This window comes from Rhizobium sp. BK512 (assembly GCF_014194915.1).
Lineage (GTDB): Bacteria > Pseudomonadota > Alphaproteobacteria > Rhizobiales > Rhizobiaceae > Rhizobium.
The window spans coordinates 1,120,787-1,144,996 of sequence record NZ_JACIAS010000001.1; the positions used below are offsets into that span (position 1 = coordinate 1,120,787).

At 60.2% G+C, this 24,210-nt stretch carries 22 protein-coding genes; 14 read left to right on the top strand and 8 right to left on the bottom strand.

The genetic code is table 11. The features are described 5' to 3' along the window. Positions 1–236: 236 nt before the first annotated feature. The 12 genes from FHX06_RS05630 to FHX06_RS05685 all read left to right on the top strand — a co-directional run bounded on the left by FHX06_RS05630 (position 237) and on the right by FHX06_RS05685 (position 13,993). Positions 237–1,148: a glycosyltransferase family 8 protein gene (locus tag FHX06_RS05630; protein ID WP_113014859.1), complete on the top strand. Its 912-nt coding sequence runs from the start codon at positions 237–239 to the stop codon at positions 1,146–1,148. 69 nt (positions 1,149–1,217) lie between these two features. Further along, the gene (locus FHX06_RS05635; RefSeq protein WP_113209941.1) at positions 1,218–2,321 is read left to right on the top strand and encodes a glycosyltransferase family 2 protein; all 1,104 of its coding nucleotides are present in this window, start codon (positions 1,218–1,220) and stop codon (positions 2,319–2,321) included. A 134-nt stretch (positions 2,322–2,455) separates the two neighbouring features. Beyond that, on the top strand, positions 2,456–3,670 hold the full coding sequence (locus FHX06_RS05640) for an alpha/beta hydrolase (protein ID WP_113209942.1): 1,215 nt from the start codon (positions 2,456–2,458) through the stop codon (positions 3,668–3,670). Positions 3,671–3,856: 186 nt separating this feature from the next. Then, complete coding sequence (locus FHX06_RS05645; protein ID WP_113014857.1) at positions 3,857–5,491, top strand: arylsulfatase; 1,635 nt, start codon at positions 3,857–3,859, stop codon at positions 5,489–5,491. 66 nt (positions 5,492–5,557) lie between these two features. Beyond that, positions 5,558–6,535, top strand: a complete 978-nt coding sequence (locus FHX06_RS05650; protein ID WP_183878339.1) for an AAA family ATPase — start codon at positions 5,558–5,560, stop codon at positions 6,533–6,535. Then, entirely contained in the window at positions 6,532–7,485 is a 954-nt protein-coding gene (locus tag FHX06_RS05655) for a DUF58 domain-containing protein (protein WP_183878341.1), read from the top strand. The genes FHX06_RS05650 and FHX06_RS05655 overlap by 4 nt, the downstream gene beginning before the upstream one ends. Next, on the top strand, positions 7,485–7,997 hold the full coding sequence (locus FHX06_RS05660; RefSeq protein ID WP_183878343.1) for a DUF4381 domain-containing protein: 513 nt from the start codon (positions 7,485–7,487) through the stop codon (positions 7,995–7,997). Before FHX06_RS05655 ends, FHX06_RS05660 begins: the two co-directional genes overlap by 1 nt. Beyond that, a complete protein-coding gene (locus FHX06_RS05665) occupies positions 7,984–8,973 on the top strand; it encodes a vWA domain-containing protein (RefSeq protein ID WP_183878345.1) in 990 nt (329 codons plus the stop codon). The genes FHX06_RS05660 and FHX06_RS05665 overlap by 14 nt, the downstream gene beginning before the upstream one ends. Then, positions 8,970–10,529, top strand: a complete 1,560-nt coding sequence (locus FHX06_RS05670; protein WP_183878347.1) for a VWA domain-containing protein — start codon at positions 8,970–8,972, stop codon at positions 10,527–10,529. The genes FHX06_RS05665 and FHX06_RS05670 overlap by 4 nt, the downstream gene beginning before the upstream one ends. Further along, a complete protein-coding gene (locus FHX06_RS05675; RefSeq protein ID WP_246715477.1) occupies positions 10,526–11,620 on the top strand; it encodes a BatD family protein in 1,095 nt (364 codons plus the stop codon). Before FHX06_RS05670 ends, FHX06_RS05675 begins: the two co-directional genes overlap by 4 nt. A 377-nt stretch (positions 11,621–11,997) precedes the next feature. After that, the gene (locus tag FHX06_RS05680) at positions 11,998–13,002 is read left to right on the top strand and encodes a formylglycine-generating enzyme family protein (RefSeq protein ID WP_183878349.1); all 1,005 of its coding nucleotides are present in this window, start codon (positions 11,998–12,000) and stop codon (positions 13,000–13,002) included. After that, complete coding sequence (locus FHX06_RS05685; protein WP_183878351.1) at positions 12,977–13,993, top strand: HAD family hydrolase; 1,017 nt, start codon at positions 12,977–12,979, stop codon at positions 13,991–13,993. Before FHX06_RS05680 ends, FHX06_RS05685 begins: the two co-directional genes overlap by 26 nt. A gap of 41 nt (positions 13,994–14,034) precedes the next feature. Here FHX06_RS05685 and FHX06_RS05690 read toward each other — a convergent pair whose 3' ends face one another. From FHX06_RS05690 to FHX06_RS05700, 3 genes are all read right to left on the bottom strand, one after another. Then, entirely contained in the window at positions 14,035–14,817 is a 783-nt protein-coding gene (locus FHX06_RS05690) for an outer membrane protein (protein ID WP_018115131.1), read from the bottom strand. Between the two features lie 254 nt (positions 14,818–15,071). Then, a complete protein-coding gene (locus FHX06_RS05695) occupies positions 15,072–16,646 on the bottom strand; it encodes a hypothetical protein (protein ID WP_312866438.1) in 1,575 nt (524 codons plus the stop codon). Positions 16,647–16,937: 291 nt separating this feature from the next. Then, positions 16,938–17,237: a hypothetical protein gene (locus FHX06_RS05700; protein ID WP_018115133.1), complete on the bottom strand. Its 300-nt coding sequence runs from the start codon at positions 17,235–17,237 to the stop codon at positions 16,938–16,940. A 242-nt stretch (positions 17,238–17,479) separates the two neighbouring features. Here FHX06_RS05700 and FHX06_RS05705 point away from each other — a divergent pair, with 242 nt between their 5' ends. Continuing rightward, the gene (locus FHX06_RS05705) at positions 17,480–19,417 is read left to right on the top strand and encodes a mechanosensitive ion channel family protein (protein WP_183878355.1); all 1,938 of its coding nucleotides are present in this window, start codon (positions 17,480–17,482) and stop codon (positions 19,415–19,417) included. A gap of 58 nt (positions 19,418–19,475) precedes the next feature. Here FHX06_RS05705 and FHX06_RS05710 read toward each other — a convergent pair whose 3' ends face one another. The 4 genes from FHX06_RS05710 to FHX06_RS05725 form a co-directional block, all read right to left on the bottom strand. After that, a complete protein-coding gene (locus tag FHX06_RS05710) occupies positions 19,476–20,531 on the bottom strand; it encodes an NAD(P)H-dependent flavin oxidoreductase (RefSeq protein WP_183878417.1) in 1,056 nt (351 codons plus the stop codon). Positions 20,532–20,597: 66 nt separating this feature from the next. After that, positions 20,598–20,843 carry a tautomerase family protein gene (locus tag FHX06_RS05715; RefSeq protein ID WP_113014846.1) on the bottom strand — a complete coding sequence of 82 codons (246 nt, stop codon included), beginning with the start codon at positions 20,841–20,843 and terminating at the stop codon, positions 20,598–20,600. A gap of 59 nt (positions 20,844–20,902) precedes the next feature. After that, the gene (locus tag FHX06_RS05720) at positions 20,903–21,616 is read right to left on the bottom strand and encodes an SDR family NAD(P)-dependent oxidoreductase (protein WP_018115137.1); all 714 of its coding nucleotides are present in this window, start codon (positions 21,614–21,616) and stop codon (positions 20,903–20,905) included. 48 nt (positions 21,617–21,664) lie between these two features. Next, entirely contained in the window at positions 21,665–22,447 is a 783-nt protein-coding gene (locus tag FHX06_RS05725; protein WP_018115138.1) for an MBL fold metallo-hydrolase, read from the bottom strand. Positions 22,448–22,524: 77 nt separating this feature from the next. Between FHX06_RS05725 and FHX06_RS05730 the strand changes: the two genes are divergently transcribed. Beyond that, a complete protein-coding gene (locus FHX06_RS05730; protein WP_183878357.1) occupies positions 22,525–23,412 on the top strand; it encodes a LysR family transcriptional regulator in 888 nt (295 codons plus the stop codon). 32 nt (positions 23,413–23,444) lie between these two features. Here the strand turns inward: FHX06_RS05730 and FHX06_RS05735 are convergent, their stop codons facing one another. Further along, positions 23,445–24,203 carry a FadR/GntR family transcriptional regulator gene (locus tag FHX06_RS05735; RefSeq protein ID WP_018115140.1) on the bottom strand — a complete coding sequence of 253 codons (759 nt, stop codon included), beginning with the start codon at positions 24,201–24,203 and terminating at the stop codon, positions 23,445–23,447. Positions 24,204–24,210 lie beyond the last annotated feature (7 nt).

Consider the following 24,210-nt stretch of genomic DNA (forward strand, 5'->3'; position numbering starts at 1 on the left):
TTTCACATTACAGGACCAGATCCACAACACCCAGCTTTTGGTAGTGGAGCGATAGCAATGGTTAATTTTCCCACAATCCATCGTGATCAAACTGCCGAAGGGGCACGATTGGCTCGCGATCGGATGAAAAATTTCCCGCTTGCGACAAGTGGGAGACAGCACCTCAACAACGGTAAATTTTTGACGGATTTGAATAAAGGCACTTCGAGACGAAGAACTGCGAGAAGGATTGTACCATGAGTAATCAGTGCGTGGCCTACGTTACGGATGTCGAATATTCTTTCCCCACTATTCTTTCGGCACTGCAGGCGCGGAAGTTTGCAAATCCCGAGACGGATGTCTGTGTTCTCATGTCGGAACACCTCGACAATTTCGAAGAGCTGAAAAGCCTACTGGCGCTCAGCGGCGTCACGTTGATGGACGCGACGGAAGCGCTGCACGAATCTCTCGGCAAGCTCGACGGTTCGCATTTCATGGGCCGTATCAGCGTCAGCACCATGGCCAAGCTCGTGCTCGCACAGATCCTGCCTGACAACTATACTCAGATCATCTATCTGGACGGCGACACGCAGATCGTCAGCAGCCTTGCCGATCTCGAAAATGCGTTCGCTCCTCCCGGAAAATTCTTCGCAGCCCGCGATTACACGTCGATTCATGGCCTGCTGCAAAACGGCAAGGACAGCAATTATTTCAATGCCGGCGTTTTGAAATTCCACCGCGACGGCTGGATCGGACCGGAAGCACTGCAGCTCTTTGCCACGAACCCGGAGGCTTGCGATGGCAAGCATGATCAGGGCGCGCTGAACTATGTCTGCGGCTCCTCGCTCATCCTGGTGTCGAACCGCTGGAACTTCCCCAAGCAATTCCTGCATCTGGTGGACATGTCCTCGCTTGCCATCGTCCACTACATGGCGCATCCGAAACCCTGGCACGGCACCTTCTTCCCGTGGAGCGACACCGAAAGCCAAGTCTACATCGACCTGCGCAAAACGCACCCGGCCTACAACGCGCTCTACCGGGGCATCAGCTTCGATCGCAAGATGGTCTACAAATATCGTTCGATGCGCGAGCGCGTGAGACATGCCCTGCAGAATGAGATGCCCAATCCACGCGTGCAGACGCTGCTCGCCGGCGACTATGTCGTCTGACGAAAAATTGGCCCGATCCCTGCAGGCAGAGCTGGTCATCAGAGCCGGCGCGAGTGTTCAGGAGCAGAAATGAGTGCTTTGACGACCAGCATCTCACACTACGCCAAGGCCCGTCTGCGCCGTTCGCTGAAGGCCGGCCAGATCGGCTATGCCGGCCTTCGCGACAGCCTGAAGCAGGCACGCCACGTGCTGATCTGCGTGATCCGCGACGAAGGACACCGGATGGAGTTCTTCCTGCAATATTATCGCGATCTCGGTGTCGAGCATTTCATCTGTATCGACAACGGCTCAAGCGACGGCACGGTCGAGCTCCTGTCCGGCATGGAGGATGTTTCGCTGCTGTCAGCCAACGGTTCCTACAAGGCTGCGCGCTTTGGCAATGACTGGATCAACGCTGTCATGAACCGTCACTGCCAGGAGAAATGGGTTCTCTATGTCGATGCGGACGAGTTTCTCGTCTATCCGCATTGCGATACGCGTTCGATCAGCCAGTTGACCGCCTACATGGAATCCGTTGGCGCCCGCTCGCTGCGCTCGGTCATGATTGACATGTACAGCCGCAATCCCGTCAGCGAAAACATCTGCGAGCCCGGCCGCAATCCGCTCGAAGTCTGCAGCCTCTTCGACCGCTCAGGCTATGAATCGCATTTCGACAGGAATAGTCGCACCATCTGGATCAAGGGCGGGGTCCGAGGTCGCGTCTATTTTCGCGGCCGCATCTGGGATGGCCCTGCGCTCAACAAGATCCCGCTGATCTACGTATCCGGCGAGCGCCTCTATCTCAAATCCTCGCACCAGGTCTGGCCGCTCGCACTGAACCTTGGTGAAATGCGCGGCGCCGTTGGTATCACCAGCGCCCTCCTGCACTTCAAGTTTCTGTCGAGCTTCCTCAACAAGGTCGCCGATCCCGCCAACCGCTCGGAGCATACTGCCGAATACACGATGTATTCCTCCCCCGAAGACGCTCGCAATTTCGTCTATACTGGTACTGGCACCTTCAGCCACTGGAAGGATCTCACCGACAGCGGTCTTATACAGGGCGAAGGCTGGCAATTCTGGCGCAGCGCCTCCGATAGCGAGGTGCAGCAGCAGACCTTGCCCTCACAGGAAAAAGCAGCCACCCCGGCGCAGGGAGGCGCAGTCATCGTGGGTGAAGCGCAGGCCTCCCGTTGAATTCGCGCCCCTTCACCTCGTCGCTGTCGAGGCTGCTATAAAGACTCGTATTAACACCCGCATTTACGGTAACTTACTTCCATCCGCGATTTGCCGCGGCCTAGAGTGCCGGACTGTTGAACCAGGAAGTGATCATGCTGCGACGCATTCTCCTCGCCGCACTTTCCGTGCTGGCAGGCTGCGGCCATCCGACCGGGGTGATGACCCCTGTCGTCCTCACGGCCAATACTCCGAAAACCTCACAGGTCGAAATGCTGGTGGCGACCACCCGTCAGCCTTCCGCAAATCCTGCGACGCTTTTCAATGGAGAGCGCAGTCCGAAACCCTACCTGACGGATATTGCAATTTCCATTCCGCCGAAGCGTGCGGCCGGCACCGTACAGTGGCCCGAAAAGCTGCCGCCGAACCCGGCGACAGATTTCGCGGTCACGCGGGTCGAGCAGCTCGAGACGCGGGCTGAAGGACGCGCCTGGTTCCAGCAGCATCTGGTCGACGGCCACGCACTCGTTTTCATACACGGCTTCAACAATACCTATGAAGACTCCGTCTTCCGTCTGGCCCAGATCGTTCACGACAGCGGCATGAAGGCAACGCCGGTCCTTTTCACCTGGCCTTCACGTGCGAAGCTGACGGCCTATGAATACGACAAGGAAAGCACGAACTATTCGCGCACGGCACTCGAACAGGCGCTGCGAATCCTCGCCCAGGATCCAAGCGTCAAGGATATCACCATTCTTGCCCATTCGATGGGAACCTGGCTTGCCATGGAATCCCTGCGCCAGATGGGCATCCGTGACGGGCATGTGAACACCAAGATCCGCGATGTCATTCTTGCCTCCCCCGATATCGACATACAGGTCTTCGCCAAGCAGTTCGTGGAAATGGGCACGCCCCGTCCGAAATTCACGATCTTCGTCTCGCAGGATGATCGGGCTCTGGCAGTTTCGAGCTTCATCACCGGAAAAGTCTCCCGGCTCGGTGCCATCGATCCATCCAAGGAGCCCTATCGCAGCCGGCTGGAAGAAGCCGGCATTACCGCGATCGATCTGACCAAGGTCGACACCGGCGACAAACTCAATCACGGCAAGTTTGCCGAAAGCCCCGAAATCGTGCAGCTCATCGGCCAGCGGTTGATGACGGGCCAGACCCTGACGGATTCCAACATCACGCTCGGCGAAGGCGTTGCCGCCGTCGTAGGCGGTACGGTGCAGACTGTGGGCAAGGTCGCCGGCACGGCGGTAGCCGCGCCGCTGACGATCGTCGGACAGCCTCGGCCAACCGCCGCAAAACCAGTAGAAGTCGAAGATACTCTTCGCGCCGATCCGCAATCGCAGCCGCTGACGCAGTAACGAACGCGATTTACGTGGGCGGTTACGTCCAGCAACATCGGCATTTACGGTAACGTACTTCCGCAGATGGCCTCAAAGTAGAAGTCTCTCCCGGTCGAATGGCGACGATCCAGTTCCGGCGGCCTCCGGCCTGCCCGACACCAGGGAGAGCGTAATGTTGAACGACCTTGCGGCGGGGAGAACGTGATGGCCACGACACTCTCCGGCAGACTTCTTTCGGCGACGGCAGCAGTGGCAATGAGCCTTGCCGCAGCACCTTTCATTTCATCGGCCTATGCCCAGGAAGCGTCCCCCGCCGCCCCGGCCGCGCCAGCCCCTGCACCGACACCCGACAAGCCGAACATTCTCGTCATCTTCGGTGACGATATCGGCCAGACCAATATCAGCGCCTATTCCTTCGGCGTGATGGGCTACAGGACCCCGAATATCGACCGTCTGGCCAAGGAAGGCCTGATGTTCACCGATTATTACGCCGAAAACAGCTGCACGGCCGGGCGCTCCACCTTCATCACCGGCCAGGTCTGCCTGCGCACCGGCCTCTGCAAGGTCGGCATTCCCGGCGCCACCGTCGGCCTGCAGCCGCGGGACATCACCATCGCCCAGGCCCTGAAGCCGCTCGGTTATGCGACGGGCCAGTTCGGCAAGAACCATCTCGGCGACCGCGACGAATTCCTCCCGACCAATCACGGCTTCGATGAATTCTACGGCAATCTCTACCACCTCAACGCCGAGGAAGAGCCCGAACGTCCCTATTATCCGAAGGACGACGCGGAATTCGTGCGCACCAATTCGCCACGCGGCGTCCTGAAGGCGTCTGCCGACGGCAAGATCGAGGATACCGGCGCGCTCAACACAAAGCGCATGGAAACGATCGACGACGAGACGACCGCAGCCGCGATCGACTTCATGGACAGACAGGTGAAGGCCGGCAAGCCCTTCTTCACCTGGATGAACACGACCCGCATGCATGTCTTCACCCACGTGCGGGAATCGATGAAGGGGCAAAGCGGCATGCCGGGCAACGACTATGCCGACGGCATGGTCGAGCATGACGGCGATGTCGGCAAGCTGTTGAAAGCGCTCGACGACCTGAATGTCGCGGACAACACGATCGTCGTCTACACAACCGATAACGGCCCCAACCAGTTCTCGTGGCCCGACGCGGCAACGACCGCATTCCGCAGTGAGAAGGATACGAACTGGGAAGGCGCGTTCCGTGTTCCCGCGATCATCCGCTGGCCCGGCAAGATCAAGGCCGGCGAAGTCTCGAACGATATGATGTCCGGGCTCGACTGGTTCCCGACCCTGCTCGCTGCCGCCGGCGACGGCGATATCAAGGATAGGCTTGCGAAAGGCACCTCGATCAGCGGTAATCAGTTCAAGGTTCACCTCGACGGCTACAACCAGCTCCCCTACCTGACGGGACAACAGCCGAAGTCGGCGCGTGACGAGTTCTTCTACTTCAACGACGACGGTGAACTCGTCGCCTATCGCTACGGCAACTGGAAGATCGTCTTCTGCGAACAGCGCCAACCGGGAGGCTTCGTGGTATGGGCGAACCCCTTCACCTGCCTGCGGGTGCCGAAAGTATTCAACCTGCGGATGGATCCCTACGAGCGCGCGGATGTCGTGTCGGATCAATATTATGACTGGGTGATGAAGAATGCCTATATCGTCCAATATGGCGTCTACAAGGTCGCACCCTTCCTCCAGACCTTCCGCGAATACCCACCGAGCCAACGGCCCGCAAGCTTCAGCGTCGACCAGATGATCGCGGCCCTGATGAGTTCGCTCGACCAGAATCCGGGAGGAAGCCGGTAGCTCTTTCTCCCGACCAAGACCGGCGCGGCGATTTCGCCGCGCCCCAACGCAATTGGCGAGGCTCCCATGACGGCACGCGACGACATCCTCGATCTCGGCAAGCGCATCGGCCAGTCGATCATCGGCCAGGAGGCGATGGTCGAGCGCCTGCTGCTCGGGCTGCTCGCCAATGGCCACCTGCTCGTCGAAGGTCTTCCTGGATTGGCCAAGACGAGGGCAATCAAGAGCCTCGCAAAAAACCTCGATTCAGAGCTTTCGCGCGTCCAATTCACGCCGGACCTACTGCCTGCCGATATTACCGGATCGGAGATCTATTTCTCGGAAGGTGGCAAGGGCGAGTTCAAGTTTCAGCAGGGACCGATCTTCGCCAATCTCATTCTTGCCGACGAGATCAACCGTGCGCCCGCCAAGGTGCAGTCCGCCCTTCTGGAGGCGATGGAGGAACGGCAGGTCACCGTCGGCGGCAAGAGTTATCCGCTGCCTGATCTCTTCATGGTCATGGCGACGCAAAACCCGATCGAGCAGGAGGGCACCTATCCCCTGCCCGAGGCGCAACTCGACCGCTTCCTCATGCATGTCGAGGTCACCTATCCCGATGAGCAATCGGAAGCCGCGATCATGCGTCTCAACCGGGACGAGGAGAACATCGCCCACAGCAAAGGCTCTGATCCGGCCACCGAGCGCCTGGACCCACAGGCCGTCTTCGATGCGCGCACGCAAATCGGTGCGGTGACGGTCTCCGAACCGGTCGAGAAATATATCGTCGCTCTCGTCTTCGCCACGCGTTACCCGGATCGCTACGACAAGGATCTGGCGAGCCTCCTGCAGGTTGGCGTCAGCCCGCGTGGCGCCATCAGTCTCGACAAGGTCTCCCGCGCATATGCCTGGCTGAAGGGTCGCGACTATGTAACCCCCGACGATGTGAAGGCGATCGTCAACGATGTCTTTCGCCATCGCCTCATCCTGTCTTATGAGGCCCATGCCGCCAATACGAACGCCGATCAGGTCATCGATCGCATCACCGAACTGGTTGCGGTCTCATGAGCACGGGCGCCCTCAGCAGCGACGGCGTCTATGTCACGACGGAACAGCTCGTCGCTCTCGAGGGTCGTGCCCGCAATCTGACTTTCGTCCAGAAAGCAAAAAGCCATCAGCAGCTCGCCGGCCGGATGCAGTCAGCCCTGCGCGGCCGCGGCCTGATCTTCGAGGAATTGCGGGATTATCTGCCGGGCGACGATATCCGCTCCATCGACTGGCGCGTGACGGCGCGCACCGGCACGCCGGTCGTCCGCATCTACGGCGAGGAGAAGGAGCGGCCGGCAATCCTCGTCGTCGACCAGCGGATCAATATGTTTTTCGGCAGCCGCCGCGCCATGAAATCCGTCACTGCCGCCGAAGCAGCCATGCTCTGTGCCTGGCGCATCCTGGGATCAGGCGATCGGGTGGGCGGTTTTATCTTTGGAGATGGCCACATCGAGGAAGTAAAGCCGCATCGTAGCCGCAATGCCGTCATCGCTCTTGCCGACAAGATCGCCACCAGGAATGCGGCGCTGAAAGCCGCCTTTGCCGGCACGCCCTCGCCGGATTCACTCGATGACGTGCTCCGACGCGTCACAGGCATCGCCCATCACGATCATCTCGTCGTCATCATCAGCGATTTCAGCGGACACGGCGAAGCGACCCGCGACCTGCTTTTGGCGCTCTCCGCGCGCAACGACGTGATCTGTCTTTTGATCTACGACCCCTTCCTTCTGGAGCTTCCCAAATCCGCCGATATCGTCATCAGCGGCGGCGGATTGCAGGCGGAACTGTCACTAAGCCAGGCCGGCGTGCGGAAATCCATCGACACTTTCGCCCGCAATCGCGGTCGCGAACTGATGGCCTGGCAGCGTGAACTCGGCCTCCCCATGCTGCCTGTCTCGACGGCGGAGGAGACTGCCCCGCAGCTGCGCCGCCTGCTCGAACAATCCGCCTGGCGGCAGCGGAGGCGCTGATGGAGCAGACAGTCCAACTCGATCCGATGACCCAGACGGCGCTCCGCTCTTTGCATGACATCGCAATTCCGCCGCCTGTCTCCTGGTTACCCCAAACCTGGGGTTGGGCGGCATTGGGTGCATTGCTCGTCATCGCGCTGCTATCGGCCATCCTTGTCTGGCTCAGGCGATATCGCCGCAATGCCTACCGGCGCGAGGCGCTCCGGATGCTTGCCGCTATCGAAGCCGACATCCGCAATCCGGCACGCCGAGACAAGGGCATCCACGAACTCACGGAACTGCTCAAGCGGACGGCGCTCGCGGCATGGCCGAGGAGCGATGTCGCGTCGGTGACCGGTCGGGCATGGATTGAGCGTCTGAACCAAAGCGGAGGGGCCGGCGCTCTGGCGCGCCTGCTTGATGATCTCGAATATCACGACAGCGCGGCCATTGCCGCTCTTCCTCCTGATAGCACGGATGAGCTCGTCCTCAAGTCAAGGCGATGGATCAGGGGGCACCATGTATCAGCTTGAGTATCCGTGGCTGCTTCTGCTGCTTCCGCTCCCCTTGCTGGTCTGGTGGCTGCTGCCGCCGCATCGGGAAACATCGGCGTCGATCCGCCTGCCATTCTTCGATCAGGTCACACGTGCCGCGGGGGTTCAGCCGACCGAAGGTTCGGTCGTGCCGAAACGGACCTGGCTGCAGACGATCGCCGAGGGGCTTGCCTGGTGCCTTGTTGTGCTGGCGCTTGCCCGGCCGCAATTCGTCGAACCACCGCTGGAAAAGACGGAGCCGCAGCGCGATATCCTTCTCGCGCTCGATCTCTCGCAATCGATGGAGACGCGTGATTTTCCGGTGCCCGATGGCAGCCTTGGAGCACGCGTCGATGCGGTACGGTCCGTGGTCTCCGATTTCGTCGCGAAACGGCCCCACGACCGCCTGGGCCTGATCGCCTTCGGCGACGCGCCCTACCCGCTTGCGCCTTTCACCATGGATCATGAACTCGTCCGGCTGATGATCAGCGGATTGCTGCCCGGGATCGCCGGCCCACGCACATCGCTTGGGGATTCGATCGGCCTTGCGCTCAGAATGTTCGAAAAGACCACGGCACGCGAAAAAGTCCTGATCCTGCTGACCGATGGCAATGATACGGCAAGCAAGATGCCGCCGCTGAAGGCGGCAGAGATCGCCGGAAGAAATGACATTACCATTCATGCAATCGGCATCGGTGATCCCGCCGCGACAGGCGAGGACAAGCTGGATACGGCCACGTTGCAGAAGATCGCCACCGATACCGGCGGACGCTATTTCTTCGGCGGCGATCAGAACCAGCTCGCGGCAATATACGACGTTCTGGATCAGATTACGCCTGACGAACAGAAGGTGGTGTCCTGGCGGCCGCGTATCGAACTTTTCCATTGGCCGTTGGGCGCTGCGATCGCCATTCTCGCGCTCTATCATCTCTTCGCAGGCTCTCTGGGCCTGATCCGCCGGAGGGCAGCGGCGTGATCACCGATCTTCATTTTCTGCGCCCGTGGTGGCTGCTCGTCTTGCTCATTCCGCCCCTCATCCTCTGGCTTGCAGCCCGGTCGGACGATATTCGCGACCGCTGGAAGGGCATGATCGCGCCGCACCTGCTCGACAAACTGATTGTCGAGGCAAACCGCCATAGCCGCATCAATCCCTCATGGCTTCTGGCCGGCTTGTTGGCTTTGGGCACGATCGCCGCGGCAGGTCCGACATGGCGGCGCGAAGCACCGCCCTTTGTCGAGGATACCGCGCCCCTCGTCATTGCCGTTGATCTTTCCTCGACCATGGATGCGATCGACATCAGCCCCAGTCGCATCGAACGCGCCAAGCTGAAGATCCACGATATTCTCGCTGCGCGGCCAGGAGCAAAGACCGCGATCGTCGCTTATGCCGGCACCGCCCATCTCGTCGTTCCGCTGACGGAGGATGCCTCCCTGATCGAGAGCTATTCGGATGCGCTGGCGACACGCATCATGCCGAAGCCCGGCAAGAGCACGCCCGACGCACTTTCGCTATCGAACAGCCTGTTCAAGTCGGAGAATACGACCGGCACGATCGTCTTCCTGACCGACGGCATCGAACCGGCCGGGGTCGATGCGCTCAAGGCGGCAAATGCCAACGGCATCATCATTCTAGGTATCGGCACCGCCGAGGGCGGACCGGTCAGGACTGCCGACGGAAACTTCCTGACCAACGCCGGTGGCGGGCGCCTGCTACCCAAGCTCGATATGGGGGCCCTGAAACAGCTGCAATCGGCAACGGGGGCTGACGTCGCCACCATCAGTGACGACGATACCGATGTGCGCTGGATCATCCAGCGCGTCAGCAAGAACTTTTCCGATGCGCAGGCGTCCGAGGGCAATCGCTGGCGTGATGCCGGCTGGTGGCTGGTCGCCCCAATTGCCTTGCTGCTTGCTTTTTCCTTCCGGCGTGGCTGGGTGGTCAGGGTCGGCGCCGTGCTTCTCGCTTTCCGGCTGCTGATGCCATCTCCGGCGGAAGCGGCTGGTTTCGTGGATCTATGGCTGACGCCGGACCAACAGGGCCGACTGGCTTTTGAACAGGGTGATTTTGAGGGAGCAGCCGACCATTTTCGAAATCCGATGTGGAAGGGTGCAGCGCTTTACAGGGCCGGTCGCTTTCAGGATGCACTCGATGCCTTTGCTGCCGTCGATACGGCCGAGAGCTGGTACAATCAGGCAAACACGCTTCTGCACCTCGGCAAATTCGAGGAGGCCGTCACGGCCTATCAGAAGGCGATCGAAAAACGGAAGGACTGGCCGGAGGCTCAAGCCGATCTCATTATCGCAGAGCGATTGCTGAAAGAGCAGCAGGACAAGGAGCAGGAACAACAGCAACAGGACCCGAATCTGAAGCCTGACAGCGTTCAGTTCGACGACAAGGGAAAGCAGGGCAAGGAAGGCCAGGTGAGCATCGCCGAACAGACGTCGGAAATGTGGATGAAGAACATCCAGGCGAGCCCGGCGGACCTCATGGCGCGCAAGTTCGCCCTTGAAGCACAGGGACAAAAGCTATGACGCGCTTTATCCTGTCGCTTTGGTTGCTCCTGTCTGGAAATGCGCTCGCCGCCGAACCTTTTGCTCGTGCCGCGATCGAAGGCAGCGGCGAGATCGTGCCGGGACAGCAGGTACGCCTGACGGTGGATGTCTTCGTGCCCAATTTCTTCACTTCACCGCCGCAGTTTCCTCTGTTCGACGTTCCCAATGCCATGGTCACCCTGCCGGAGGAGCGCAGCATGAACCTGACACAGACCATCGACGGTGTGCAATATTCCGGCATCCGCCGCAGCTATGCGATCGTACCGGAAGCATCCGGCCCCTACAGCCTGCCGGATATTCCGATTGAACTCGGATATGGCGTAGACGGAAAGCCGACGAAGGCGACGGTGACCATGCCCGGCATTTCCTTCACCGTTGGCGGCAACGCCCTGCCAAGCCAGCCGAATTTAGTCGCACACGGCCTGACGATTGAGCAATCCTTCGATCGCGATCCATCCAAGTTGAAGGCCGGTGATGCGTTTTCGCGCACCATCACCATCACGGCCCTGGACACGCAGGCGATGATGATGCCGCCGGTGGAGCTCGGCAGCGCAGCCGGCCTGCAGCAATATGTGAAGCCGCCGAAGATCGAAGACGGCATAGAAATGAACCGGGAAACAGCCAGCCGGCACACCGAAACGATCGTCTACACAGCCCCCGCCGCTGGCACATTCGACATACCAGCGATTTCCTACCCCTGGTTCGATGTGGACAGCAAAGCCGAGAAAACCGCGACACTTCCCGACATCAAGGTCACGGTCGGCGCCGCAGCGGCCAAAGAGGCGATCGCACCGCAGCTTGAACAGCAAGAAGACCGTCGATCGCAGCAGATCAGCATCTGGCTCATTGCCGCGGTAGCCGTTGCCCTGGCAGCTGTCGCCTTCCTTCTCCGGCAGCTCATTCCCCGCTTCGCAGCATGGCGCACGAAACACCGGGATCTCAGGCAAAATTCCCGCTCATACCGGCTTCACCGGATGAAGCAGACCATCAGGAGCGGCAGCGAAACCGCGGTCTATGCGGCCCTGCAGGCCTGGGCCTTCCAATGCGGATACCGGACCATCGCCGACTGACTCGCAAGGGAAAGTTCCCCCGTCCTCAGGCAGCAGATTGAGCTTTTGGAACGCAAGCTTTTTGGAGCACAGGTCGGACCTGACATCGACAGGGCGGCGATCATCAGGGCCGTCGCCCGGAGAGACGCAACGATCAGAGATAGAAAACCGCCAGCGCTGCCGCCGCTCAATCCGATCGCCGTCAACGGGAGAGACATGGCCAGATAATACGCCGCGGTCCCTGCTTAAGAATGCAGGAAGGGGCGTAGCCAGCCGGAGCAGGCTGGTGCCGTAAATTTACGCCTGCCGTTACACCATCCGCGAGCGTGTTTACCGTAACGTACTTCCTTCCCTTCTACATACGCGCGAAGCTTCCGGCGCATATTCCGGAGGCGGTGATGGCATTGGCATTCGACGATCAGCAGAGGCCCGGTGCGGCGCCCGAAGGCATGGTCTGGATTCCAGGCCGGACCTTCATGATGGGCTCCAATGACCACTATCCCGAAGAGGCTCCCGCCCATCCTGTAAAGGTCGATGGCTTCTGGATCGACGAAATCCCCGTCACGAACCGCAGGTTCACTGAATTCGTCAGGGCGACCGGTTACGTGACGTCAGCCGAGAAGGCACCTGAGGCAAAGGACTATCCCGGCGCCAGGCCAGAGATGCTGCGCGCCGGATCGCTTGTCTTCTTTCAGCCGAGAAAGGTTGAGGGCCCCGATATCACTCAATGGTGGACCTTCAAGTTCGGCGCGAACTGGCGCCGGCCGCTCGGCGGTCTGAGCGACCTTCGCGGCAAGCTCGACCATCCTGTCGTGCACATCGCCTGGTGCGACGCAAAGGCCTATGCCGATTGGGCCGGCCTCGACCTGCCGACCGAAGCAGAATGGGAACTCGCAGCCCGCGGTGGTCTCGACGATGTGGAATTTGCGTGGGGCGACGAACTGATGCCTGGCGGCATTCCCATGGCCAACACCTGGCAGGGAACCTTCCCCGTGATGTCGGCGAAACCGAAGGGCCATGAACGGACCTCCCCCATTCGCAGCTTCCCGCCGAATGGTTACGGGCTTTACGACATGATCGGCAATGTCTGGGAATGGACCACGGACTACTGGTCCGACGGCCATCCCGAGCCCGCCGCAAAAGCCTGCTGCATTCCTTCCAATCCGCGCGGCGGCGGCGTGGAAGCCAGTTACGACCCGCGCCAACCGAGCATCCTCATTCCGCGACGGGTCTTGAAGGGCGGCTCGCATCTCTGCGCACCGAACTACTGCCGCCGCTATCGCCCCGCCGCGCGCCATGCCGAGCCGGAGGATACCTCGACCAGCCATCTCGGTTTCCGCTGCATCAAGAGAATTTCAGCTTCACCGGAGGATGTCCATGAGACGATCCGTTCGAGCCTTTGATGCCTGCCTTGCTTGCCTTGCCATCGCAGTCATTCTTCTGATCACGGCCACATGCAGCCCAGTGTCCGCGCAAGACGTATTGCCCTCCTGGAACGACACATCCGCCAAAACACGCATCACGGATTTCGTTAGGGCAACCACGACGGAAGGCGGAGAGGCTTATGTGGCGCCGGAGAACCGCATCGCCGTCTTCGACAATGATGGCACGCTCTGGTCCGAGCAGCCCTATTATATCCAGCTTGGTTTCGTACTCGATCGCGTCAAGGCGCTGGCACCCCAGCACCCGGAATGGAAGACCAAGGAGCCCTTCAAGAGCGTTCTCGATGGCGATCTGAAAGGCATAGCCAAGGCTGGTGAAAGGGGCATGGTGGAACTGATGATGGCAACGCATGCCGGCATGACATCAGACGAGTTCACCAAGATCGCCACGGACTGGTTCGCCACGTCAAAACATCCCCGGACCGGCAAGCTTTTTACCGAGATGACCTACCTGCCGATGCGCGAGCTGCTGGACTATCTGCGTGCCAACGGCTTTCGCACCTATATCGTCTCCGGCGGCGGCATCGAGTTCATGCGTCCCGTCACGCAACAGCTTTACGGCATCCCGCCCGAACAGGTCGTCGGCAGCACGATCGCGACCGAATACGAACTCGTCGGCGATGTACCGGTTCTCAAACGCCTGCCGAAGATCGACTTCGTCGACGACGGCCCCGGCAAGCCCGTCGGCATAAACAAGTTCATCGGCCTCAAGCCGATATTCGCGGCCGGCAACTCGGATGGAGATTACGAAATGCTGCGCTGGACGACGTCAGGTAAAGGCTCGAGCTTTGGCCTGCTAGTCCACCACACCGACGCAGCCCGCGAATATGCCTATGACCGTGAATCAGCCTTTGGAAAACTGGACAAGGCGCTCGACGAGGCGGAGGGTCGCAATTGGCTGGTGGTCGACATGAAGAAAGACTGGAAGAAGATTTTCGCCTTCGAACAGTGAAAAAGCACTCGCGACAGCGCCGCGAGTGCCTTCATCCGATCTCAGAAATGGAAGACGACGCCAAGGATCGGGCCGTGCTCGACGATGTCGCTGGTCAGGGTGTCGTCACTGTAGTTCACGCCAAGAGCGCGATAGCCGGCCATTGCCGAAATGGAGTCATTCCATTTGTAGCCGATACCCGCCATCACATCCCAGTCCAGATCGGCGCCACCGGCACCGATCAAACCCCACCCTGTCAGATAGACTGAAGGCGTAATCGAATAGACGCCGCGCAATCCTGCCATGGCATCGACCCAGGTGGCCTCATCGGTGCCCGACACGCCATCCAGCGGCCCGCCGGAAAAGGAAATCGTCGTTTCAGTGTACCAGATCTTCACGCCGCCGATGACATCGAGGCGACCACGGGGATCGTCAATCACCGCGTAGCCTGCACCAATCATCGCCGTGAATGTTTCCTCCTTCAGGTCGACCTCATCGGCCAATATGCCGCGCGGTGTGGCGGAATCCGTGGTCACGCGGACATAGGCGATATCTGTAACGACGCTGAAACGATCGTAGCGCGCTTCGCCGGCGGCCATAAAAGCAAAATCGAGATCCGACAGAATGTCGCTGAAACTTTCGTTGGTATGAACTTCCGGAAGGCCGAAGACGGCGGTATCGCCGGTAATGCCGGCTACCCAGAAATAGGGCGATACTGAAAAAGTCCATTTATCCGGCTCGGCAGGCTGCGGCTGGGGTGCCAGAACAGGAGCAATATCCGCAGCCTGCACGACTACGGGTGCAGCCAGAATGGCCGCGGAAAGCAATAGTACGGTGGTTCGCATCCAATATCCCTCTGCTGACCCACGAAATGAACTTTGCCCCTGTGCCGATAGGATACATCTCCAGCTTCCGGCGTAAGTACGTTACGGTAAACCGCACCGTAAACGCCGCCGTAAACAGGCCTATCGTCTTCGGAATCTTGTGTCGCCCTTGCAATGGAAGCCGACAGGACAGACGCCTCGAGTTTTCCCATAGCACCGGCGGACTGGCTTTCAGATGAGCTTTGCAGACAGCGGACGCGAGCATCTGGTCCCATCTATCGGCTCACGGCTCCGGTAACGTCGTTGAGCGCAAACACTGCTCCAGCCTTGGCGAGCCCTTCCTCAATCTCTGCCGAAAGCAGCGGCTGGAAGCGTCTCGCCTCCAGCTTCCGCCGCAGGGTTCGTTCGAAATCAGGATCGCTGCCCCTAACATCGGCAAGCCGTTCTTTCGCCTGGTCCGAACCGAGCTGGCCGAGTGCTGCGGCGCGCAAGGCGCGCACGACAAAATCAGTGCAGTTCACTTGTTCGGCAAGCAGTGAAGCCTCCGACCAATCCCCTCGGCGATAGGCATCCAGCGCAAGAACGAGCATGGCATCGCGCGGCACGATATCGACAGCCCGTGCCGCATCCTGCGCCATGGAGACGCCGGCATCGAAGTAGCCGACCGAAAACAGCACGGAGGCAAACTTCGCCACCGCATCGGGATTGCTCGGATTGAGCGAAATCGCCCGGTTTCCTGCCTGCAATGCGGCATCGATGCGCCCATCGGCGAATTGCGCCATCATCAGCGCCACGTGGGCGCGATCCGACATGGGAGCGATTGAAACCGCACGGTTTGCCAGACCAAGAGCGCGCGCGCGCACCATGGCATCTCCGGCAGCGCCCTCCGGCGCGATGAGAACACGAGCAAGAAGCGCATTTGCATCTGAATTGCTCGGATCGGCCGCAAGCGTCCGTTCCAGGCAGGAGCGCACCGCCGCCATATCGCTCGAGCTGCCGTCATCGAGTTGGTATTCAGCGCGCAGAACACAAGCGTTTCCGATGGACTCCGCGCTGCTGGCATGCGTTTCGATATTGTTGATCGCCCCCCGTGTCGCTGCAAAGCGGCGAGCAAGAACGTCGACAATCTCCTGTCGGGCAGCGGCAGGGCTCTTGCCGTCGATGGCGATCGCTTCGAGCCCCGATTTCAGGAGGTCGCCGGAGCGACGGTCAACGATCTGCCACCAGACGCTCCTGATATCGCCGTCGCCATAATATTTCATGTCGATTTCATAGGTCATTCCGACCACTTTTTGGGTACGCACATCCGCATAACCGGACTTCGCAACCGTCAGCGTCTGGAATTGCGTCAGCGCCGTCAACAGCATGTCGCGCGTCTGGCTGGCTTCGCCCTGCAACCTGGTGTCGACGGCATCCATGGAAAGAGTGACCGACGGACGAACCGTGAGAGGCGGCTTCGATGCGTAGACGGCAACGCCTGCGGCAATCGCGGCGCAGAGCAGCAGCGCTACACCCGCATGCATCGCCAATGGTCGCCCTGAGGGTGGAGCGGAAACAATGCTCTCGGCAACTTCGGGAACCGGAACATCATCCGGCATCTCAGGCAAATCGCCTTCCAGCGCCAGCTCATCCTCTTCATGTTCGTAAGACAGGTGTGACCGGGGGAAAAGCGTCACATACGTCCCCTTGGGGATATGGATTGTCACATCCCGCTCGGCACCGAAGGCTTCGTAATAGTTCTCGACCGACGAGCGCAGCCGGCTGACCTCAATGCGCACGATTGGATCGTTCGAAGCATCGAAATTGCTCGCTCGCCCGAGAACATCCAGAGCGATGGAATAGGCCTTCACGCCCTCCTCGCAGCCGGCAAAACGCCTTTCCGCAAGATATCTGAGAATGGCCCGTTGCCGTTCCGTAGCATGGAATCTAGGGTCGGACAGAATTCGTTCGAGTTCCGCCCTGGCCTCTGACAACGATACTTCGGATGCCCTTGCGTAGTGTACTTCAGCACCCATGACCGCCCCGTATGCGCTGATTAGGCTAAAGTAGAACAGAGATGTTTATCGCCGAGACGGTGGCCGGTTGCAACCGAAAATGCTAACAAAACCAGCAGGCGATCGATTTTAACGGGAGTTTACACCTCAATCCGGCACATTTGGGCGGTGTTCCAGCACGTATTGGATGATGTCGGATTCGATTTCGGCACAGATGGTCTCGTACTCAACCACCATCGGACAGTGTTCCTCTCCCTGCTGCCGCATGAGGCGTTCCAAGGTGAGGCTCGCTTCCTCATAAGCCTCGAAGAGATCGTTGAGCGAGCGGGATTTCGATGCGAGAAGCTGCAACCGACCCCGCATCGCGGGTAATTTCAGCATAAGCCGCCACAGCCCGCGCTGTGCGGTTTCCGTAGCGTTCCGCTTGATGCCTCCTTCCTTGTCCATTGGAGATCCGTGCCTCCTGCTCACCCAGCTCGACTATGAAGTGACAGGTGCAAGATGGAAGTACGTTACCGTAAATCCGCCGCCATTTACGCCTTTTCCCCGCCTTTACGCCAGAGTTTACAGTAAAGTACTCCCATAAACGCGTCGGCTGTGCGCATTCTTCCAGTATGGAAGGAGCCGTGCATGAACAGATCGGTAACGAGCTTTTCTGCGGCCGGCGGCTCCGCCGGGAGACATGGCAAATGATCAGGCTGGCGGTATTTTTTCTGGCTTTCCTCATCGGGACTTCGGTAGCGGCGCAGACCACGCCACCGCCGCCCCAGCAGAAGATCGACCAGTTGATAGGTTTGCTGCAGGATCCCGAAATCCAGGCCTGGCTGGAAAATCGCAAGAAGGAACAGGACGCGACAGCCGCAGCCGCTCAGCCATCGGGTTTTGCGACTTGGGAGGCACAGGCCCGCGCGCGCATCGACGGCATCCTTGCTGCAGTTCCGCGCATCCCCTCTGAAATGTATCAGGGCGCTGCCCGTGCGCGCCACGACGCCATCTCGCACGGCTATGCACCGATCTTCCTGATCTTTGCCGGTTTGGTCGCCATCGGCGGGGCAGCCGAATGGCTCTACAGGCGCGTCCGGCCTGCATCGATCGGCCCGATCGCCCGGCTTGTCCCGGTGGCGGTTTTCACCGTGGTCGTGGCAATCATATTCTTCGCCGTTGAATGGCCGCCGCTCGCCCGGCTCGTGCTGCTTGCCTACCTGGTTGCCTTCATCGTCTATCGCGTCGGTGCAGTGCTGATCGGTCTCGTGGAAAGCGACCGCCCCGCGCTCGCCATCCGTGCGAAGATCTTTCTCGGCATCGCCTTATTCGCCGCGGCAACTGCAACACTTGGAGGACCGCTTGGTATCGATCCCGCTGTCACCGAGGCGATCGCCTACTGCTTCTCCATCCTTTTGCTGGTACTCGCGATTGAAACTGTCTGGTCGGCATTAAGCCACCCCCTCGTCATAAAGGCCGGCTTGACCGTTTTCCTGGGCCTCCTGTGGGGGCTCTGGTGCCTCGCGCTGCAGGGCCTTTTCTGGATCGGCGTCTACGCCCTTGTTCTGCCGGATCTGTTGCGGGCCACAGGCCGGGCCGCGGCAACGCTGACGACGGCGCCGCCCGAAAGCCCTAAGAGCATATTGCTTGTGCGCGGCAGCCGCGCAATTGTCACCGCGCTCGCCGTGGGCTGGCTGGCGCTCGTCTGGCGCTTCAACCCCAGTTCCATCGCACAGCAGAACCCGACGGTATCAGCCATTCTCTCCGGATTGCTGAAAGGTGTCATCGTGCTCCTGATCGCCGATCTTCTCTGGCAGCTTGCCAAAGGCTGGATTGACCGCACCATCAAGACCTCGGGAGATTCCACCGGTCTCGCGCCTGCCGACGCCGCCAAACGCGCGCGGTTCCGCACGCTGCTGCCGATCTTCCGAAATGCGCTCGCGGTCATGGTCGTCGTCATGGCCGCCCTTATCGTGCTCTCCCAGCTCGGCGTCGAGATCGGGCCGCTCATAGCCGGCGCCGGCATTTTCGGCGTTGCCATCGGCTTCGGATCGCAGACCCTCGTCAAGGATATCATCAGCGGCGTCTTCTATATGTTCGATGATGCCTTCCGTGTCGGCGAATATATTCAGGCGAAAAACTACAAGGGAACGGTGGAAGGCTTCAGCCTGCGCTCGGTACGGCTGCGCCATCACCGAGGCCCCGTCTTCACCGTGCCCTTCGGGGAGCTTGGTGCCGTGGAAAACATGAGCCGCGATTGGGTGATCGACAAGTTCCGTATCTCAGTCGCCTATAACACCGACATCAACAAGGCCCGGAAAATTACCAAGGCGATCGGCGCCGAGCTGAAAGAAGATGCCGAAGTCGGGCCCCTCTTCATCGAGCCGCTCAAGATGAAGGGCGTCGAGGAATTCGGCGATTACGGCATCGTCCTCAGCTTCGCGATGACGACGGTGCCTGGCATGCAGACTTATATCCGGCGCAAGGCCTATGCGATGATCCGTGAGGCCTTCCAGAACAACGGCATCGAATTCGCCCAGCCGATGGTGCAGGTCGGCGGCGAGGACAAGAATGGCGCTGCCGCCGCCGCAACGACCTTACGAACCGCCCAGCAGCAGGCGAAAGCCGCGGGCGCGGAGGGCTGAGGCTTCGTGGCAGAATACTCGTCCGATGGACGGCTGCTGTTCCCGTCGCCAGCCCGACCTAGTCGGCTTCAACGAGATACCGCGTCAGCTTGGCGCTCGACATTTCGCGCGCAAGGCTTGCTGCCTGACCAGCCCACATATTGCTGAAATCCGACCTGCCTTCCTTCTCGGTCACTGCCCTCAGCGGTGCAAGCGCGCCGCCAGCAGTCGGAAATGCTGGCGCAGTCTCGGACAGTGGTCCGATCTCTCGCATGATGCGATTGACGATGCCGCGTGCGGGACGACCGGTAAAGATATTGGTCAAGGCAGTATTGTCATCTCGCGCCGATTTCAGCGCATCGCGGTGAAAGGCCGTGACCTTTGCTTCCGGCGTCAAGAGATAGGCAGTCCCCACCTGAACGGCAGACGCACCAAGTGCAAAAGCGGCACGAACACCCCGGCGGTCGCTGATGCCACCCGCTGCGATGACAGGTACGGAAACGGCATCGACGATCTGCGGCACGAGCGCCATCGTGCCCACTTGGGTTATCATGTCGTCGTCAAGAAAATTGCCGCGGTGCCCGCCGGCTTCCAATCCCATGGCGATGACGGCATCGACACTTCGCTCCACCAGCCAGCGCGCCTCCGCGACTGTCGTCGCTGAAGCGATGATCTTCGCACCCGTGCGCCGTACGCGTTCGAGCAGGTCCGCCCCCGGCAGGCCGAAATGGAAGCTGACGACCTCGGGCCGATAGCTTTCGACAAGCGCGCAATAGTCATTGTCGAACGGCGCCCGCCCTGCCGCCGGAACCGGCGCAGCAGGATCGAGCCCCAGCTCGACATAATAGGGAGCAAGCACACTGCGCCATTTCATCTGGGCAACGGGATCTGTTGCCGGATTGGCATGTGCGAAGAAATTCACGTTGATCGGCTTTGATGTCGCCGAGCGGATCTGGTCGAGCGCCGCTTTCGTCTGTTCGATCGTCAGTAGCGCAGCAGGAAGGGATCCGAGGCCGCCGGCCTCACTGGCCGCAATCACCATTTCGGGTGTGGTGGCCCCCGCCATCGGTGCCTGAATGATGGGAAGCTCGATCCCGAAGAGGTCGATGATACGATTGTCCTGCCAGTTGCCCATGACACGATGCTCCATGCATTGCGCTTGATTGCAAAGCGAGTGGCAGCCTTGCGGGCCGCCACGACACTATTTCTGCTTTGCCGCTTTTTCCGCAAGCTGCTTGCGATATTCAGGTACGGGCAGCCCACCCACACCCCAGTTTTCCATCTCCACTTCATCGATGACGACGAAGGTGCTGTCATGCGGCTTGCCCATGATGTCGAAGAGCAGATCGCTGACACCCTTGATCAAGGCTGCCTTCTGCTCCGGCGTCGTGCTGTTTGCACCCGGAGCCGTGCCTTCACGCGTCACTTTGATATTCACATAGGGCATTGTCGTTCTCCTTGAAGGACGGGGCGATGAGCGCCCCGTCCGTTGGCTACTCTCTCGGTTTACCAGCGACCAGCGTGCTGGCCGCCATCGACATTCAGCGTTTCGCCGGTGACGAAGCCGGCACGCTCCAGATAGAGCACGGCATCGACGACTTCGCTCACCTCACCCAGGCGGCCCACAGGATGCAGGGCGCTGAGGAAAGCATGCGTTTCCGGCGCATGCATCGGCGTCCTGATGATGCCGGGCGCCACTGCATTCACGCGAATGCCGTTCTTGGCATATTCGATGGCAAGCCCGCGCGTGACAGCGTCAAGCCCCCCCTTGGTCAGGGTCGCAAGACCCGTCGGAACATCGGCAATCGGCTGATCCACCAGGGCCGTCGTGATCTGAACGATGTGACCATGGCCTCGCTTCAGCATCTCGGCAATGGCAAATTGCGTGACATGGAAGAAGCCGGCAACGTTGACGTTGATGACATTGTTGAAGTCTTCGACGGTATAGTCGGTAAACGGCTTACCGATGAAGATGCCGGCATTGTTGATCAGCGTATCGACGCGACCGAAACGCTCGACGGCCGTCTTCACGACCTGTTCGGCGACACCACGCTCGCCGATGCTGCCGGGTACTGCGATGACACCTGCATCCGACGACGGCTGGATATTGCGGGAGTTGGCAACGACGACATAGCCTTCCTTGCGATAGGCTTCGACGATGCCTGCGCCGATACCCTGCGAGGCACCGGTAACGATTGCGACTTTCTGTTCATTGCTCATGGTATGTCTCCTTGGAAGATGACGCTTTGCGCCATGTTTGAGAGGTGATCAGGCCGTCAGGTCGACGGCGAGCGGCTTGCCTTTTTCGAAGAGCTGCAGGCGATCCTTGAGTTTGAAAACCGAGAAAGTGTGCGCGAGCTGATCCTGAGTTTCGCGAAAGTGCACCCAGCCTTCGTTATGCGCGGATAAGAGGAGAGCGTTCGGGAAGGCGTGCGCTGCCTCCAGAGCATCCTCGCTGCCCATCGTCACGTGGAAGCGGCCACGGGGCTCGGCAGCCCCCGTAAACAGCAGCACGACTTTGGGAGAAAAGAGCCGCGCGACCTCGGCGGTGCCCTCATACCAGACCGTATCACCGGTCACGTAGAGGAGGTCGCCCGGCTTTTCGCGGCCGAGTGCGAAGCCCACGACATCGCCGGAAATCGGCTCGATACCGACGGGGCCGTGGCGAGCCGGCGTTGCCGTAACCAGCAGCTTCTCACCACCGGCGCCTTCCAGCGTGACGGTTTCGAAGGGAGCGAGACCTAGAGCATTGCCGCCTAAGCGCTCTGCTCCAGCCTTCGTCGTGAAGGTGGTGCCAACGCCAGGAAGCATTGCCCGGCCGGCATTGTCGAGATTGTCGAAATGCTGATCATGGCTCAAAAGAACAGCGTCGAGCCTGCCGATCTCTTCGATTGACAAGGCCGGGCCAGACGTCTTTTCGAAGCGGACAGGCGCTTCCTTGTAGAGGCCCGGCGGGTCGAAGGTTGGATCGGTGAGAAGCCGAAGGTTACCGTATTCTACTAGGACGGTCGGCCCGCCGATCAGCGTAAGTGTGAGACTGGAGGAGGTCATGTCGGCAACCTTTCTGTTTCGAGGTCGCCTCTATTTAGTCCCATTCCCTTCTGCGAAAAATTCGCTATTCTTTGCCAATGCCTGATAAAAAACGCACAGAGCCGGACTGGCAGGACATCCGGGTTTTTCTGGCGCTGGGGCGGCACGGCAGCCTGTCAGCCGCCGCCCGCACCTTGCGCGTCAACCACGCAACGATTGCCCGCCGGCTGCATTCTCTGGAGGAAACTCTCGGCGAAAAACTGGTCGAGCGCCGCCCGGACGGCTATGTGCTTACACCCGCGGGAACCCGCGCATTGACGGCAGCAAGCGATATGGAAGCCTCTGTCCAGACGCTTGGACGGGGCTGGAAGGATGACACGCCGAAAGGGCTGGTGCGCATCAACGCATCGCCCGCACTCTCGCAGGGCTTCCTGATCCCCCGTCTGGCGGAGATCACCAAACAATATCCGGGCCTCGACATCGACCTTGCGACTGACCTGCGCACCATAAGCCTTGAACGCCACGAGGCCGACATCGCCATACGCCTGACAAAACCGCAGGACGGCGATCTCATTGCCAAGCAGCTCGCGACGATCGGATACGGATTTTACGGAACGCAGGAAGTTTGCCGGCAGGTCGAAAACGGCGCGGAACCTGTCTTCGTCGGATTTGACGAGGTGAACGGCTATGTACCAGAGGCGATCTGGCTGGCCCGCCAGTTCCCGCATGCGCGCGTGTCTTTCCGCGCCAACAATCAGGTTTCCCAGGCGATGGCTGCCAGGTCAGGCGCAGGTCTGGCACTCCTGCCGCATTACATCGGTCGCAGCGAAAAAAACCTCTATGCCTGCTCGCTTGAGCTCGTCCCGCCGCCGCGGGAGGCCTGGCTTCTCACGCGACGCCAGCAGCGCAAGGATCTGCCGATCCGGACAGTTGCCGAATACATCACCAAGATATTCGCGACGGAACGGGTTTTATTCGAGGAATGAGGCCTCGAGTCCACCTCCGGAAGCCGCCTTCCTCAGAAGGACAGGTCGAGCACGCGTCCTTCAAACAGACGGTCGCGTGAACCCTCCAGGTGAGCGCGCATCAGGTCACGGGCATTCTCTGCCCTGCCCTCGGCGATCGCTTTGTAGATTTCGTTGTGCTCCTGATACACCTGCTCAAGGCCCGGCCGCGGGCCGAGCAACGAAAGTCCGTGCAGATGCATCCCAACGGCGATATGCGCTTTCAGCGCATCCATGGAGGCAGTGTAATAGTGATTGTTAGCTGCCTCGGTGACAGCGCGGTGAAAGACGAAATCCGCATCCACCCGGTGCAACTGATGGCTCGTCGCTTCACGCAGATCGGCAAGGGCTGCGGCGATCTTCTGGATCGCGGCATCGTCGCGGCGCTTGGCGGCAAAATAGGCGGCAGCCGGTTCGATCGTTAGGCGGAATTCATAGCAGCGCTGGATATCGGCAATCGTCTTGACCGGTGAATAGGCAAGCTGCGCGGTTGGCGAACCATGCGCACTGACGAAAGTGCCGGCCCCCTGCCGTGCATAGACGATCCCTTGCTCCCGCAGACGCGCCAGTGCATCGCGCACGATAGGGCGTGAGACGCCAAGCAGCGAGGCCAGCTCATGTTCACCCGGAAGGCGTGAATCCGGCGGATAGTTGCCAGCGCGGATCCGCTCCATCAGCTGATCGAAGACACGGTCGACCAGCTTCACGGCCCTGCCCGGCCGGGCTGCGGGCGCCGCTTCCGGATTCACCGATCCGCCATTCGCTTCATCCACTCTCATT

Bases quoted from the DNA above. Each gene is read 5' to 3' on its own strand.
- FHX06_RS05675 (WP_246715477.1), top strand. From the start codon at position 10,526: ATGACGCGCTTTATCCTGTCGCTTTGGTTGCTCCTGTCTGGAAATGCG.
- FHX06_RS05710 (WP_183878417.1), bottom strand. From the start codon at position 20,531: ATGGGCAACTGGCAGGACAATCGTATCATCGACCTCTTCGGGATCGAG.
- FHX06_RS05715 (WP_113014846.1), bottom strand. From the start codon at position 20,843: ATGCCCTATGTGAATATCAAAGTGACGCGTGAAGGCACGGCTCCGGGT.
- FHX06_RS05655 (WP_183878341.1), top strand. From the start codon at position 6,532: ATGAGCACGGGCGCCCTCAGCAGCGACGGCGTCTATGTCACGACGGAA.
- FHX06_RS05645 (WP_113014857.1), top strand. From the start codon at position 3,857: ATGGCCACGACACTCTCCGGCAGACTTCTTTCGGCGACGGCAGCAGTG.
- FHX06_RS05705 (WP_183878355.1), top strand. From the start codon at position 17,480: ATGATCAGGCTGGCGGTATTTTTTCTGGCTTTCCTCATCGGGACTTCG.
- FHX06_RS05635 (WP_113209941.1), top strand. From the start codon at position 1,218: ATGAGTGCTTTGACGACCAGCATCTCACACTACGCCAAGGCCCGTCTG.
- FHX06_RS05660 (WP_183878343.1), top strand. From the start codon at position 7,485: ATGGAGCAGACAGTCCAACTCGATCCGATGACCCAGACGGCGCTCCGC.
- FHX06_RS05630 (WP_113014859.1), top strand. From the start codon at position 237: ATGAGTAATCAGTGCGTGGCCTACGTTACGGATGTCGAATATTCTTTC.
- FHX06_RS05685 (WP_183878351.1), top strand. From the start codon at position 12,977: ATGAGACGATCCGTTCGAGCCTTTGATGCCTGCCTTGCTTGCCTTGCC.
- FHX06_RS05725 (WP_018115138.1), bottom strand. From the start codon at position 22,447: ATGACCTCCTCCAGTCTCACACTTACGCTGATCGGCGGGCCGACCGTC.
- FHX06_RS05640 (WP_113209942.1), top strand. From the start codon at position 2,456: ATGCTGCGACGCATTCTCCTCGCCGCACTTTCCGTGCTGGCAGGCTGC.
- FHX06_RS05680 (WP_183878349.1), top strand. From the start codon at position 11,998: ATGGCATTGGCATTCGACGATCAGCAGAGGCCCGGTGCGGCGCCCGAA.
- FHX06_RS05730 (WP_183878357.1), top strand. From the start codon at position 22,525: ATGCCTGATAAAAAACGCACAGAGCCGGACTGGCAGGACATCCGGGTT.
- FHX06_RS05720 (WP_018115137.1), bottom strand. From the start codon at position 21,616: ATGAGCAATGAACAGAAAGTCGCAATCGTTACCGGTGCCTCGCAGGGT.
- FHX06_RS05665 (WP_183878345.1), top strand. From the start codon at position 7,984: ATGTATCAGCTTGAGTATCCGTGGCTGCTTCTGCTGCTTCCGCTCCCC.
- FHX06_RS05700 (WP_018115133.1), bottom strand. From the start codon at position 17,237: ATGGACAAGGAAGGAGGCATCAAGCGGAACGCTACGGAAACCGCACAG.
- FHX06_RS05650 (WP_183878339.1), top strand. From the start codon at position 5,558: ATGACGGCACGCGACGACATCCTCGATCTCGGCAAGCGCATCGGCCAG.
- FHX06_RS05690 (WP_018115131.1), bottom strand. From the start codon at position 14,817: ATGCGAACCACCGTACTATTGCTTTCCGCGGCCATTCTGGCTGCACCC.